Origin of the sequence: Micromonospora fulviviridis (genome assembly GCF_014648395.1) — a bacterium.
GTDB lineage: Bacteria > Actinomycetota > Actinomycetes > Mycobacteriales > Micromonosporaceae > Micromonospora > Micromonospora fulviviridis.
The window spans coordinates 702,109-716,603 of the sequence record NZ_BMRA01000002.1; the positions used below are offsets into that span (position 1 = coordinate 702,109).

Genomic DNA, 14,495 nt, shown 5'->3' on the forward strand with positions numbered 1-14,495 from the left:
GAGGGCCCAGTGACCGCGCACACCCAGGACAACGACGACGTAATGGAGCAGGCGATCCGGCTGGTACTCGCCATGCTGCCGCAGGATCGCCAGGCGACCGACAAGGAGGTCGAGGAGAACGTTGACCCTGTCTGGATGATGCAACAATCCCGGGGCCACCTGCTTGACCGGGAACTGCTGCTCAAAGAGGTTCAGTCCCGCGTCGCGGTGTGGCAGGACGACTCCGTCGGCTTGACCGACGATCGGGACCACATCGAGTGGCTGACCGAAGCTCAACTGGAGCGCAGCTGGGACTTCTGGGATCGCTACCGCCGCTACCTGGAGAACGTCCGCCTGATGCCACCGCGGGTCGTGCGGCGGCTCGACCACAGCACGGACCGCATTCTCCGACAGATGGAGGACCCGCAGCGCCCAGGTTCGTGGCGCCGCACCGGTCTCGTGGTCGGCCAAGTCCAGTCGGGCAAGACCGGCAACTACATCGGGCTTGCCTGCAAGGCGGCTGACGCGGGTTACAAGCTCATCGTGATCCTCGCCGGAATTCACAACAGCCTCCGTAGCCAGACCCAGCTCCGCGTGGATGAGGGCCTCCTCGGCTTCGATACTCAATATCAGCAGCGCTACGACGAGAACAACAACACGGCGCGCATTGGCGTCGGCGTGATGCCAGGCGTGAAGCGGCTCAAAATCGCCTCACTGACCAACAGCGCGGAGGGCGGCGACTTCCGGCGCCACGTGGCCAGCAATCTCAACCTGCCGATCGGCAACTACCCGGTGGTCCTAGTCGTCAAGAAGCACCAGAGCATCCTCGAGTACGTCCGAAAGTGGATCGTCGAGGTCGAGGGAGAGCCGACTGTCGCAGGTGGGCCCAAGGTTGTACGGGACGTCCCGCTACTGGTCATCGACGACGAAGCTGACCACGCCTCCATCGACACGACCAAGGACGAGGATGCTGATCCCACCCGCATCAATGCCGCCATCAGGCACCTGCTGAACAGCTTCGACAAGGCCGCGTACGTTGGCTACACCGCCACGCCGTTCGCCAACATCTATATCCGACCGAACGCGGATCACGAGGCCTTCGGGCTCGATCTGTTTCCGGACAGCTTCATCGAGAGCCTGCCCGCACCGTCAAACTATCTGGGACCCGAGCGGGTGTTCGGCCTCCGCTCCGACGACTCGGACGAGGACGACATCAAGGCCCTGCCGATCTTCCGCCCGGTCCACGACCACGAAGCCTGGATGCCGCCTCGGCACAAGAAGGAGTGGCTGCCGCCGGAGCAACTGCCTGCGTCGCTCCGTGAAGCCCTTGACGCCTTTGTACTGACCTGCGCCGCAAGGAGAGCCAGGGGACAGGGCAGGCAGCACAACTCGATGCTGGTGCACGTCACCCGGTACATGAATGTGCAGAACCGGGTCCGTGACCAGATCGAAGAGTACGTCGGGCTCATGAGCGACCGGCTCCGGGACAGCATGGGCGGTGAAGCGGCTGAGGTGCTCGCTGAACTACGTGACGTCTGGAATCGGGATTTCGCCCCGACCAGCGCGATGTTTCCAGCCGAGGATGCGGCGCCGCTCTCGTGGTCCCAGGTTCAGCAGGAGCTGAGGCCTGCGCTCCAGAAGATCGATGTACGAGCGATCAACGGCAGCTCACGGGACGCGCTCGAGTACTACGAGCATCGGAAGACGGGCGTCTCGGTGATCGCGATCGGCGGAGACAAGCTCTCGCGAGGTCTCACCCTCGAAGGCCTGAGCGTCAGCTACTACCTGCGCGCGTCGAAGACCTACGACACCTTGCTGCAGATGGGACGTTGGTTCGGATACCGGCCGGGCTACGAGGACCTCTGCCGCTTGTACACGACGCCTGGCCTCCGAGACGCATACGCGGAGATCACTGCGGCGGACAACGAGCTTCGCCGAGACTTCGAGGAAATGGCGGCTCTCGGTGAGACGCCCAAGCGGTTCGGACTGCGAGTTCGCTCGTCCTCAGCAGGACTCGCAGTCACGGCTGCCAACAAGATGCGCCGCGGTCTCAAGGTCCGACTGAGCTACTCTGGCGAGCTGCCCGAAACCACGATCTTCAGCCTGCGCCCCGAGGTTGTCAGACAGAACTTTGACAACCTTGAACGCTTCGTCACCGCACTCGCGACTCTTTCTGAGCCCGATTCCGACACCAACAGCCTGGTCTGGCGGGACGTGCCACCAGCCGAGATCATCGACGGCTTCCTCGAGGGGTACCTGACGGATCGCGGCTCCTACCGCGTGCGACCTGCCTTCATCGCCGAGTACATCCGCCGGTGCGCCGCGCTCGGTGAGCTGTCCAACTGGACTGTGCGCTTGGTCGGGACACCGAGCGGAAGAGAGAAGAAGATCGGAACTCGCACCATCAGACTGGTCACGCGCCGCCCTCCGAAGGTCGACGGAACCGAGCAAGCAATCGAAGGCGAGCGCTTCGTCATCAAGCGAGTGTTGAATCCTGCTGATGAGAGCCGCGACCTTGCTGAGGACGCGAAGGAGCTGGCTCTGGCAGCCACCAGGGCCGCGCGCCGCGCATGGGCGGAGCGCAAGGGCAGGACGTACACAGAGCCTGAAGTGCCCACGGGTCAGTCTCTGCGCAGGTTTCGACCGGTTCAGCAACCTCTCCTAGTCATCTATCCCATTGAACACCCCAGGCCGAACGTGAAGCAGGAAGTCCTTCCACTTGTCGGCTTCGCCATCAGCTTCCCCTTCTCTGAGCACCCGACCGAAACCGAGTATGTGGTCAACGAGATCTGGCGCCAGCAGGAGATCGACTACTACGACGACGACGAGGACTCGGACGAGTGAGAATTGACGAGGAGGACTGGGAGCCGCTCGAAGCCGAGCACCACCCCTACGGCGTAGTTGCCCGTCGCCTGTACCCGCGTTCGCAGCACGAGATCTTCCTTGCCGTTCAACAGCCGAGCGGGCGGCGGGTGCTGCTCTTCCGGGTACCGGCTGCCGCGGCCGAGGCGGTGGCGGAACGGAACCCGACGGTCGCCAGTACCCAAGGATTGGCGCTTCAGTTCGCGACCGCTCCTGATGGGAGCGCCGAGCTGCGTGTCGTTCTGACCGCTGACGATCGCCGAGAAGTTTTCAACCCGCTGATAGCCGACGTAGCGATGACAGCTCAGGCAACGGACGGGCCGGTAGAGGCCCTCACCGCCGCGATCGAGCGTTTCGAGCACTGGCGCCATCTTCTTCAGTCCCTCCGCGACACCGGCCTCGGTGCAGACGCCCGACGAGGTCTGTTCGGGGAACTCGTGGTGCTCCGTGACCATCTCCTTCCGGTCCTCTCGCCGCAGGACGCGGTGTCGGCTTGGCGAGGGCCCACCGGAGCAAACCAGGACTTTGAGCTACCGAGCTGCGCGATCGAGGTCAAGACGGGAGCAGGCAGGAACCCCGGAAGCATCGTCATCGCCAGCGAGCGTCAGCTCGACGAAACCGGCACGGATCATCTGCTCCTGGCCCACCTGTCCGTGGACGAGCGGCGGAGCGGCTCGGGACAGTCGCTGAATGATGTTGTCGACTCCGTGAAGGAAATGATGGCGACAGCCCCGGCACGAGCTGAGTTCGGTGACCGGCTCGTTCGGGTCGGCTACCTCTCCGAGCATCGACATCTGTACGACGACGCCCGGTACACCGTCCGCCGGACCGATTTCTGGCACGTCAACGGCGACTTCCCACGAATCGTGGAGGCGGACCTGCGGTCGGGTGTCGGGGACTGCCGCTACCGAATAAGCACTGTCGGACTGGATCAGTACGGTGTCTCCGCTGAGCGGGTCGCCTGCATCATCAAGGGGGAGGCATGAGCCAGACTAGCCTGTCGGCCTACGCGCGGGAGCTCGTCGCCGACGTGCTCGCGACAGCCGAGGCGGAGAACGCCACCGCTCCTGACACCTTCACCCGTCGGGTGCTGGACGAACTGGAGCAGGCCGGTGAGGTCGAAAACACCTTCACCGCCTACCACAGGGCCTTGGGGTTGGAGGTCAACGGCTACGGCACGAACGAGTCGCTCGGAACCCTGGATCTGTTCATCACCCAGTTCAGCCTCAAGCCCGAGGAGGAGCGTCTTCCCCGGGCACAGGCCGAGACTCTGTTCAAGCGACTGGCGACCTTCGTCCGCAAGTGCCGTGACGGCTTGGCCCGGGACATCGATGAGTCCTCCGACGTGCACGACATGTGTGCCGCCGTGGAGAAGGCCCTGTCGGAGGCTCCCCGCATCCGTCTCTTCCTTCTCACTGACGTCGTCAGCGCCGTCTCCACGCTGGCGCCAGGCGACCTTGATGGCCTGAAGGTGACCTACGAGGTCTGGGACCTGACCCGGCTTCACCGCCTAGCCTCTTCCGGGACGCTCAGTGAACCCATCGCAGTCGACTTCGATCCGCCGCTGCCCTGCCTGGCCACTCCTGAGACGGACCGCAACTACTCGGTCTTTCTGGCCATCATTCCCGGCCAGGACCTCGCGGACCTCTACGGCCGGCACGGCACACGGTTGCTGGAGCTCAACGTCCGCTCCTTCCTGCAGACCAAGGGCGGAGTCAACCGGGGCATCCGGGAGACCCTGCTGCACAACCCGGACCGCTTCCTCGCCTACAACAACGGGATCACGGCCACGGCGTCCACCGTCGAGTTCACCGAGCTCCCCGGTGGCGGCCAAGCGATCAGTCGGATCCACGATCTCCAGATCGTCAACGGCGGCCAGACGACTGCGTCCATTCACTACGCCCACACCCGGGACAAGGCCGACCTCAGTCGGGTGCATGTCCAGATGAAGCTGACCCGGGTCTCTCCGGACCGGCTGCAGGAGATCGTTCCGGAGATCTCCAAGTACTCGAATACGCAGAACAAGGTCACGGTCGTCGACTTCAGCTCCAACCACCCGCTGCACGTGGGAATCGAACAGGTCACCCGCTCGCTGTGGGCCCCGGCAGCGGACGGGAGCGGGCAGGAGACCCGCTGGTTCTACGAGCGTGCCCGGGGCCAGTACACCGACGCTCTGGCCCGCGAGCGCACGCCGGCGAATCAGCGCAAGTTCAAGAGCCTCCACCCGATAAGCCAGAAGTTCACCAAGTCGGACGCCGCCAAGTTCATCCATGCCTGGGCCGGCCTCCCCTATCTGGTCAGCAGGGGGGCCGAAAAAAACTTCCGCGAGATGATGATGCGGATGGGTGAGAACGTACCGTCCGTGAACGTCAGCTTTTGTCAACGTCTGATCTCGAAAGCAATCCTCTTCAAGGCCACGGACAAGATCGTGGCGTCCCGCGACTTCGGTGGCTACAAGATCAACATCACGTCGTACTCGATCGCTCGTATCGCCGAAGCCACCAACCGGCGTATCGACCTTGACCGCATCTGGCGGGACCAACGCCTCACGCCGGCCCTCACCGCCGCACTGGACGAGCTGTGCGTGCCGGTACGCGAGGTCATCGTCAACCCTCTCCGTGGCGGCACCAACATCGGCGAGTGGGCGAAGCGCCCCGACTGCTGGGAGGCGGTCCTCGCCATTCCGTGGACGGTGCCGGACGACCTCATTGCGGAGCTGGCTGACCAGCCCCTCGAGGACAGCGCTCCGGCCGCGCCGGAGGACAACACCACCGGTGACATCGCCTCGGTGATGGCCATCCCCGCACCCGAGTGGTTTGCCGTGGGGCGTTGGGCGAAGGAGACCCGCAACCTGCAGCCGTGGCAACGCCAGTTGGCCGAGACCGTGGGTCGGTACGTCAACAACAGTTGGACAGTCACCGACAAACAGGCAAGTCAGGCGCTCCGACTCATGGACGAGGCGAAGCGGCTCGGGTTCCACGCCAACTCCTGATCAGCGACTCGACGTCGAGCACCAGCGATGAAAGGACAACTGTGACCAGCACAGCATTCGGGGATCTGCCCCCTGAGGCGTACCATGACGCGCCTTGGACCCGGCTGCTGCCCTGGCTGGCCCCGTACACGCCGGCGACAGCGCACGAACTCACCGATCTGACTCCTTCACCTGACTGGTGGATTACCGAGTCGCCGGCGGTCACGACGATGACGGCCGAGCACGAGACGCTGTGCCGTCACCTCGCCCAGCTGTTCATCCTCCGTCACCCGACCGCCACCTTCGGGCCGAGCTTTCCCACGGTCCCCCGCAGACTCCCCCTGTCCACTCTAGCGACCAGCTCCAGGGTCGGGACGGCATTCCAGCGACTGCAGGTGCAGACGGTCGCCGACCTCGAACCGCTGACAGTCAGGGACCTCTATGACGTGCGCGGGACGGGGCACAACACGGTTGAGGATGCCGTCACGGCTCTCGTCTCGGCAGCGATCGTCCGGTCCGGGGAGCTGGACGAGTGGGAGGACCCGGGAGACGACCAACAGCCGCTGGGCGGGACGCGGCAGGCGAACCTGCCTCCCGCGCAGCTTCAGCTGCTCGAGGACCTCACCCAGCTGGCGGCTTGGCGCCAGATCCGACGCCGCGGAGATGAGCCCCTGCTGAAAGTCGTGATCGAGGACGGCGCGCCTGAGGAGATCCAGGAAACGGCTCTCCGGCTCAACTCACTCACCGCGGCAGACATGGCTTCCGCCAACGGAAGCGTGGACCCGGTCCTCGAGTTCACAGCGTTCCTGTCCGAGCTCGACGAACGACAGGTGCGAATTCTGCGCGATCGATTCCTCGGCAGGCCTCCGAAGAAACTCGCCGAGTTGGCGACCGACTTCGACGTGTCCCGCGAGCGAATCCGGCAGATCGAAACCAAGGTGAAGGATGTGCTGGCCGGAAGGTTCCACTTCGGCACCGCCATCGGTAATCTCCTGGCCAGTCTCCGCACGGAGATCCAACCGATCGCCGCGCTGGACCGGCTGATCACCCTGCACCCCGACCTCGCCCGCGATGTCCCGGTGGTGAACGTCCCCTTCTGGCTCGTGCTGGACCGCTTGGACGACTATTTCGAGGTGACGGACGGGTGGGCGGCCGCTCCCGACGTCGCCGCCGCACGGGAGCAGACCCGGATCCTGCTCGAGGACTTCGCGACCGAACACGGCTTGGTCGACCTGTCCGCGGTCACCGCCGCCACCTCGATGCCGAAGACCGAACTGGTCGCCTGGCTCAGCTGGTGCGGGTACGTGCTTCACAACAACCAGATCCTGACCCGTACCCGCTCCCTCAATGATCACGCGGCGGCTCTTCTGGCTGCGACTGGCGAACCACTCCATATCGACGAGCTGCAGCTGCAGATGGGCCGGGACAACAGCATCCGGAGCCTGTCCAACCAGTTGGGCGACGACGAACGCTTCGTGAGGACCGACCGAGCGACCTGGGGGCTTGCGAGCTGGCAGCTGGAGGAATACACGTCGATCCGACAGCAGATCGGCCTTGAACTCGCCGCCGCAGGGGGCGAAGTTGAGATCGGCCAGTTGATCGAGTCGATCACCAGCCGATTCGACGTGTCTCCAAGCAGCGTGCAGGCCTACGCCGGAAACGGTGACTACGAGATCGTGCAGGGTGTGGTCCGACGTCGAGAGTCCCCAGCAGCGCCCCGAAAGGCGCCGAGCGCCACTCGCCGACTTTTCAAGTACGACGACGGCTGGTGGAAGTTGCGTGTCACCGTCACCCGAGACCATCTCCGCGGCTCTGGTTTCCCGGTGCCATCTGGAGTAGCCAGCCTCGTGGGATGCGCACAAGGCGAGGTGGTGGAGCTGGAGTCGGAGCTCGGCACGCAAACCATCCGATGGACGGGGCTCCAGCCGTCCAGCGGAACGATCAAGAGGTTCCTCGACCGCTTGCAAGCGCAGGAGGGGCAGAATGTCTTCCTCGAGTTCGAGCCGTACGGTCGTTTCAACGTCTCGCTCCAGGATCCGGTCAACCCGGAGGACCACCCCTTGGAGCAGGCTGCGGCGCTTACGGGTTGCGACGAGGGCGTCGGGGACCCGGAAGACGCGCAGATGGCGCTGGCCGTGGCAGTTGATCTTCCGGTCCATGCCAAGCCTCGGCAGATTCTGTCCGCCTACCGGCAGCGGGGCGATGATGACATCGCCGGCCTCCTGGAGCAGGTATGGACCCGTCCCCGCCATCAGTGGGTAGAGCAATCACCAGGTGACGGGTCTGATCCCGAGGACGAGCGGAACGAATACGACGAGGGCGATGCCAACGATGAGATGATCGGCACCGGGTCGGGGGAACAGCACGACCAGGTGTCGTCCGACATCGGCTCAGTGTCAGTGCCCACGGGGTACCGCAGTGTGGGGTGGGTCCGGCCGCACGAGGCGGAGGCCGCTGTGCTGGCATACCAACTGCACTCCGACGTTCCCGTGCACGATGGAGACAAGATCGCGGGTTGGGCCCGTTACGTCGACGACAGCTCCGGTGACGCGTCCAAGTTCCGTGCCAACGTCATGCTGGCCAGAGCCAGGTCGCAGGGCGAGCGCATCGTGTGCTGGATTCGCGAGCACGAGGCGTTCAGCATTGTCCAGGCAGCGGCGGACGAACGGTCGATGTCCATTCTCGGCCCCGACGGCGTCGCCACAGGACTGGTGCAGTACTTCCAGCCAGGCAGCGAGGCCGCCGAACGCTACAGGAGCACCACTCGACTGCTGCGCGGCCACGGACGAGCCGGCTGACACTGAGCGCAAGCTGAAGACGAGGTCGCGCCCTTCCAGTCACCTCGGCAGCCCCTGAGGATGGCCGTCAGCACGCTCTCGCCGTGCTGACGGCCACCTCATTGCAAGCTCAGGAGCTGCGCGACGAGGCCCCCTCGACCCGGCTGCTGGCCACCGTCAGCTCTTCCTCGGTGAAGAGCGACTGGAACTCCGGCTGCAGCGCGAGAGCCTCCACCGTCAGATCCACGCGGCCCCGCTCCCACAGCGCGGTGAAGCCATCCGAAACCACCGGATTGCGGAGAAGCCGTCGAGCCGCAGCGAGTCCCCCCATTTCCGTAATCATCCTGAGCAGGAGAGTCGGGTTGTAGTTGGCCTCATCGCGCGCCCGCACGAGGATGCGGACCATCGCTTGGTGGAATGCTCGCTCCAGCCCCGATTGCTCGCTCCCTCTTGCCGCAGATGGGTCCGGCAGGTGTCGGCGGGCCTGAGGTACCCGTTCCACCTCTTGAGTCGTTGTTCCCCGCGGCGGCTGCTCAGCGTCAACTCCCTCGACTGGCTTCGCGATTTCCCGGGCATCCCCGCCGCCGAGCTCCGTTGCGTCGCGGTCCGCCAAACGCAGCAGACGGGTCACACTCCGGTGCCGGAGGGCGGCGGGGCTGGTGGGAGAGAAGTACTGGACCAGTCCCCCGCGGCTACCCTGGGGGACCTCCCAGCGAATGTCCTGCCTCCAACTGGCTGCTTGGATGACCGCCTTCGCCTCGTTCTGGTGCACCCAGCAAACTTCTTCAGGACCATCGGGACCAGCCCGGTCAATTCTGATATTTGCCCGGTGAGCCCGAGCCTCCGGAGAGGTACCTGGGTGGAACCTGGCCCACCCGAGGACCTTTCCGTCGTGCCGGATGGGAATGTCGCACCGATTCTGGTAGCTGGTGATGGCCGCCCGAGCCTCGTACGGTCGCAGCCACGCGAAGCTGACGTATCCAGCAGGCACCGGAGGGTCCAGTTCCTTGTTGCTGGTCGCGAGGGATGTGGGTGGGAGGGAGGCTTGCCCGGCTGCCGGAGGAGGTGCCGTCGGCTCATCCGGATGTTCGGCATCCGTATCTGTTGCTGTGTTTTGGCGCGATGCCGTGGAGGGCGGCCGTTGCGTGGCCTGATCTCCCGGGTGCGACGGCGCCCCGTTCCGCAACTGATCCAGCGGACGAGCCTCAGCGACCGATCCAGGCTGGTGCGCCGATGGCTCGTCCGGTGCCGCGGATTCACCCTCGCTGCCGGCCTTTTGAAGGGCGGAAGGGTCCTTCCCGGATGTCTGAGCCGGCTCGGCCGACGACCTTCCTACCGTTGCCTCCACGTCTGGCAGGTTGTCCAGCGCTCGAATCTCGGCTATCGACCGCGGTTCCGCTGCGGCAGAGTCGCCAGCAGCGGCCTCTCGGCCAACATGTGTTGGGGCTGAGCCGTCGGCAGCAGCGGAGGCGTTGGCCCCAGCGGTCGCCGACCCGTCAGCTGCAGTCGCATGCGGTTCCCTGGGCAGGGCTTCCTCGTCACGAGCAACGCCATCCACGACTACCGTTGAATTGACGGTGTCGACTGCGGGGAGGCCCGGCGGAGACGAGAGAGCCAGCTTAGCGATGCCCAGCTCGTCGATTCGCTGCCACAGCGGCTCCAGCGCCGCGTCCGGATCCCGGCTGAACACGCTCCCTCGGATCCGTACGAAGACGCAGTTGCCGACCCGCTCCAGCACCGTCTGCCGGCGCATGTCGCTCTCCCACTGGTCCGGCCCGTGGTACGCGTCGCCGTCGCATTCGATGGCGAGCCGCCGCCCGTCCGGCGCGGGCAGGACGAAGTCGATCCGGTATCCGCCGATGCGGAACTGTGGCAACGGCCGGTACCCGTGGCGCAGGATGCGGCGGAGAACCTCGCGTTCGAAGTCGCTGTCGCAGCGCTTCTCCAGGTCGTCGTACGCCTCGTCGACAGCGGTGACGTTCTGGCAGTAGGTGAGCAGCAGCCCGCGGGCGTCGTCCTGGCGCAGGTCGGCCGGCTGCACCGAGTGAAACACCCACATCTGGTCCCTGGCCCGGGAGGCGGCGACATTGACTCGCCGGTGGTGGTCACGTTTGGTGAAGGCGGAGACCGGGCCGTGATGCGGCTCCACGACCATCGACACGAGGACGATGTCCCGCTCGTCGCCCTGGAAGGTGTACGAGTCGCCGACGCGTAGCCGGCGCCGTTCCATCTCCTCCTCGCCGATCTCCTCGCGGAGGCGGGTGAGCAGGTAGAGGGCCTGGCCGCTGGTGCTGAGCAGGCTCACCACGCCGATGCTGCGTCCCTCGTACGCGGGGTCGGCGACGATCGCCGCGACCCGTGCGACGAGGGCTTCGGCCTCGGGGACGTTGACGTCGCCGTAGCCGATGACGCCCTGGCGGATGCCCCCCGGCACATGCACGGCGATGACGGGTTCGCCGATGCCGGCGGGCCGGTCGGTGCGCAGCGGTTCGATTTCCCCGCCGTAGTACGTCTCGCTGGAGAAGCCGATGATCGCCGGCACGGAGCGGAAGTGCTCGGTGAGCAGGATCCGCTCAGGGGAACGTCGGACGGCGTGGTCGTAGAGGCTGCTCTCCGGGTCGAAATGCTCCGCGGAGGGCACGTCGACCAAATGCGAGTTGATCAGGCCGGCGACCGTGCCGACGAACGACAGCTGCGGGCCGATCTGCTGGTCGTCGCCGACGACGACGGCCCGTTCGGCGAGGCTGAGGACGGGCAGGGAGAACATGTCGGCCTGCGACGCCTCGTCGACGATCACAACATCGAAGTGGGCGCCGCCGGCGAACTGCTCGATGGCCCGGTCGACGGACATGACCCAGACCGGCACGGCATCGACGGCTGCGCTCATGGCCCGCTGGGCGTGCGCCTGCCACTGGGCGGCGTTCTTACCCGTACCCTTGCCGATCTTGCGGAGGGCGGTGGTCCAGTCGGCGAGCGCGGCCCGCCGACGGTCGTCGAGCGCCAAGGAGACCTCCAGCCAGGAGGAGGCGACGACGAGTTCCTGGGTGAGCCGTCGAATCCGATCCCGGGTCTGCTCGACCCGCCGGCCGAGCGCGACCGGGTCGACGCTGCCCACGACGGCGTCGAACCAGGTCTGGGCGCGGCGCCACTGCCACCGGTGCAAGCATTCGCCGCCGGTGCCGGCGAGGGCGGACGCCTCGCCAGCGTCGATCTGGGCGGTCCACGCGGGGGCCGCCTGGCGGAGCCGTTCGGCGAGCTCGACGAACCGTTGCGCGTCCGGGCGTAGACCGGCCAGGCGGCGCACCTCGTCCAGGAGGCCGTCCCAGCCTTCGACGTCCGCCCGCTGGCGGCTCTGGTCCAGCAGCCGCCACAGCTCGCTCGCCTCGGCGTTTGACATGCCGTGCTGCAGCAGCGCACCGAGGTTCTGCTCGTCGGTGACCAGCCGGTCGTACTCGAAGACCGCGGTGCACCGAGCGACCGTGTCGGTGAGCGCGGTCAGCCGGCGTACGTCGACCGCCGGCTCGCCCCGGGGCACCAGGCGGCGGATCGTCGCGTGCAGGGTGGGCCAGCGCCGGCGGTCCCAGTCCAGGGCGGTCGCCGCGTCGGTGAGCAGCCGGCCGGCCCAGAGTTCGGGCTCGCCGGTTTCCTGCGGCAGGTTGAGCCGGTTCCCCCACTCGGTCCACCGGGTGGCCACTTCCTGCCGGAGCCGCAGGCGGTTGACGTACGCGAGGACGACATCGACATCCTGGGTTGTACGCAGGATCTCACCGTCGATGCGGCAGTCGGCCGCGAGCTTGGCAAGGGTCCCCTGGAAGAGTTTGCTGACGCCCTTGCCGGCGGCGAAGCGCTGACGCAGTTCGCCGAGCTGCGCCAGCAGCCGACGCGGTTCGGCGAGGTGCGGATCGGGGACGGTCACCCGGTGCCCGGCAACGACCCGGGTCGCCGCAGCGAGCTCGGCAAGCGCGCGCTGACATGCCGCGACGTGGTCCTCCCACATGGCCCGCCAGTTGGGGTCGGCCTGCAGCAGCCTGGCGAGCGTGTCGGTCCAGGCGCCCTCGCGGGCGGTCAGGACGGCGAGCGCCTCGCGCAGGTGTCCGACCAGTTCGTCGAGCGCGGGCCGCCCGAACGCCCGTACCTCCGCGAGCGTCACCCCGTCCGCGATGAGCCGGTCGAGCTCGGCGCGGGTGGCGGCGAGTTCCCGCCGTGCGGCGAGGAGCGCCGAGGCGGTCGGCAGCGCGGCTGCCGTCGGCAGGTGCCGCAGCGACTGCGTGCGGTCCTGGCGGACGGTACGGCGGGCGATGTCGAGCAGGTCGGTGAACTCCTCGACGGTGAGCGGGGCGTCGAGGTGCGGCGGGATCTCGTCGGGGATGTCGCCGTACCGGGCGGAGCGGTCTCGTAGCCAGCTGCCGACGTCGCTCGGCGACAGCCGGATGCCGTCGATCTCGTACTGTGCGGACTCGTTTTCGGCGAGGGTGCGCAGCGCGCCGAGCGCCTGGCCGAGGTCCCGTTCGGCTTCCTCGAGCTGCCGGCGCAGCCGGTCCACCCGCTGCTGCTCGCTGCGCCGATCCAGGGTTGCGCCCCGGTCGGAGAGTTCCCGCGCGGCGAGCTGAAGCTGGACGAGCTGGTCGGTGGAGCGGCCGAGTACGGCCAGGCAGAGCGACTGGATTTCCTGAGGCAGGCCGTCGCGCAGGACGCGCAGGGGGTCCTCCTTCTGGGCGACCACGAGTACCCGCTTACCGTGGGCCATCAGGTGGCAGATCAGGTTGCGAATGGTGTGGGTCTTGCCGGTGCCGGGCGGGCCCTGGACGGCCACGTTGCGGTGTTGGGCGAGGCGGCGGGCGATGGACTCCTGCGCCTCGTTGGTGGGCAGCGGCATGAGCAGCCGCTCGCCCAGCGGCGTCCAGCGGGCCGGCTGGTCGTGCGGCATCTCCAAGCGGCTCGGCTCGTGGGCGAGGATGGCGGCAAGCGCACCGATGCTCGCCGTGTCACCGGTGAGCAGACGAGCACGCAGTTCCTCGAGAAAGCGGCGCAGCATCCGCTGCCGGGGCCGGACGAAGAGCACACCGGTGTCGTGGACGTACGAACCGGTCGGGGCGGGCGCGTTGGCTGCACGGAGGGTCGGATCAAGCCCGAGCCGACGCAGCGCCCGTTCGAGGAACTCCTGGCGGGAGAAGTCGTCCCACACGTCGAGGTCGAGCTGTCCGCCAGAACCGGCCAGCGCGAGCAGCTGGCTGAGGTACCGCTCGTCGAGGCCGGTCATCGGGTCGGTCTGGAGCCGACCGGCGCCCTGCGGCACCACCGTGATCATGGACCGATCGGCGTCGAACTCGATGGCCACCGGCGTCACGACCAGCGGGTACTGGACCCGGTGCGCGGCGATGTCCGTCCGCAGCACACCGTGCCCCCACACCAGCTCGTGGGTGGCGGCGTTCATGTCGGTCCGGTGCTTGAGGTCGAAGAGGCTCCGGTGCAGCCGGCGGACCGCCTCGGTGCGGCCCGCCTGCTCGGCCCAGGGACGCCAGTCACGTTCCCGCCACTGCTCGAACCGGGCACGGAGGCGATCAACGGTTTCCTCGTCCCCCGCCAGCTGCGGCTCGGTCTCGTGCGACACCGGCCCGACGAGATACGGGGTGAACTCGGCGGGCGCTCGCAGCGGCTTCGGCGCAGGTGGTAGACCGACGCGCAGCCAGCTGCTGCCGTCCGGGGAGACGCCCACCTGGCACTCGGGGTGGTCGGGCAGTTCGTGCTGCCAGAACGCGTCGGCCTGCGGCACCGTCCGGGCCGGCTTCTCCATCTGGGCCCGAACGGCCAGCAGGTACTCGACCAGGGACGTGGCGCGGTCGAGGATCAGGGACGGCGATTCCGCCGGGGACGTGGAGCGGCTGAACATGTAGCACCTTCGGATC

At 66.9% G+C, this 14,495-nt stretch carries 5 protein-coding genes; 4 read left to right on the forward strand and 1 reads right to left on the reverse strand.

The window, feature by feature from the left end; translation table 11 throughout:
- Positions 1–9 precede the first annotated feature (9 nt).
- From IEY96_RS08275 to IEY96_RS08290, 4 genes are read left to right on the forward strand one after another with little or no spacing between them, the layout of a single operon-like run.
- Positions 10–2,823: a Z1 domain-containing protein gene (locus IEY96_RS08275; RefSeq protein ID WP_229791444.1), complete on the forward strand. Its 2,814-nt coding sequence runs from the start codon at positions 10–12 to the stop codon at positions 2,821–2,823.
- Positions 2,820–3,827, forward strand: a complete 1,008-nt coding sequence (locus tag IEY96_RS08280) for a PD-(D/E)XK motif protein (RefSeq protein ID WP_189194183.1) — start codon at positions 2,820–2,822, stop codon at positions 3,825–3,827. Before IEY96_RS08275 ends, IEY96_RS08280 begins: the two co-directional genes overlap by 4 nt.
- Positions 3,824–5,833, forward strand: coding sequence for an AIPR family protein (locus tag IEY96_RS08285; RefSeq protein WP_189194184.1), 2,010 nt, complete (start codon positions 3,824–3,826; stop codon positions 5,831–5,833). The genes IEY96_RS08280 and IEY96_RS08285 overlap by 4 nt, the downstream gene beginning before the upstream one ends.
- Before the next feature lie 41 nt (positions 5,834–5,874).
- A complete protein-coding gene (locus tag IEY96_RS08290) occupies positions 5,875–8,610 on the forward strand; it encodes a sigma factor-like helix-turn-helix DNA-binding protein (RefSeq protein WP_189194185.1) in 2,736 nt (911 codons plus the stop codon).
- A gap of 109 nt (positions 8,611–8,719) precedes the next feature.
- Here IEY96_RS08290 and IEY96_RS08295 read toward each other — a convergent pair whose 3' ends face one another.
- Complete coding sequence (locus IEY96_RS08295) at positions 8,720–14,479, reverse strand: PDDEXK-like endonuclease domain-containing protein (protein WP_189194186.1); 5,760 nt, start codon at positions 14,477–14,479, stop codon at positions 8,720–8,722.
- Positions 14,480–14,495: the final 16 nt, after the last annotated feature.

Bases quoted from the DNA above. Each gene is read 5' to 3' on its own strand.
- IEY96_RS08285 (WP_189194184.1), top strand. From the start codon at position 3,824: ATGAGCCAGACTAGCCTGTCGGCCTACGCGCGGGAGCTCGTCGCCGAC.
- IEY96_RS08295 (WP_189194186.1), bottom strand. From the start codon at position 14,479: ATGTTCAGCCGCTCCACGTCCCCGGCGGAATCGCCGTCCCTGATCCTC.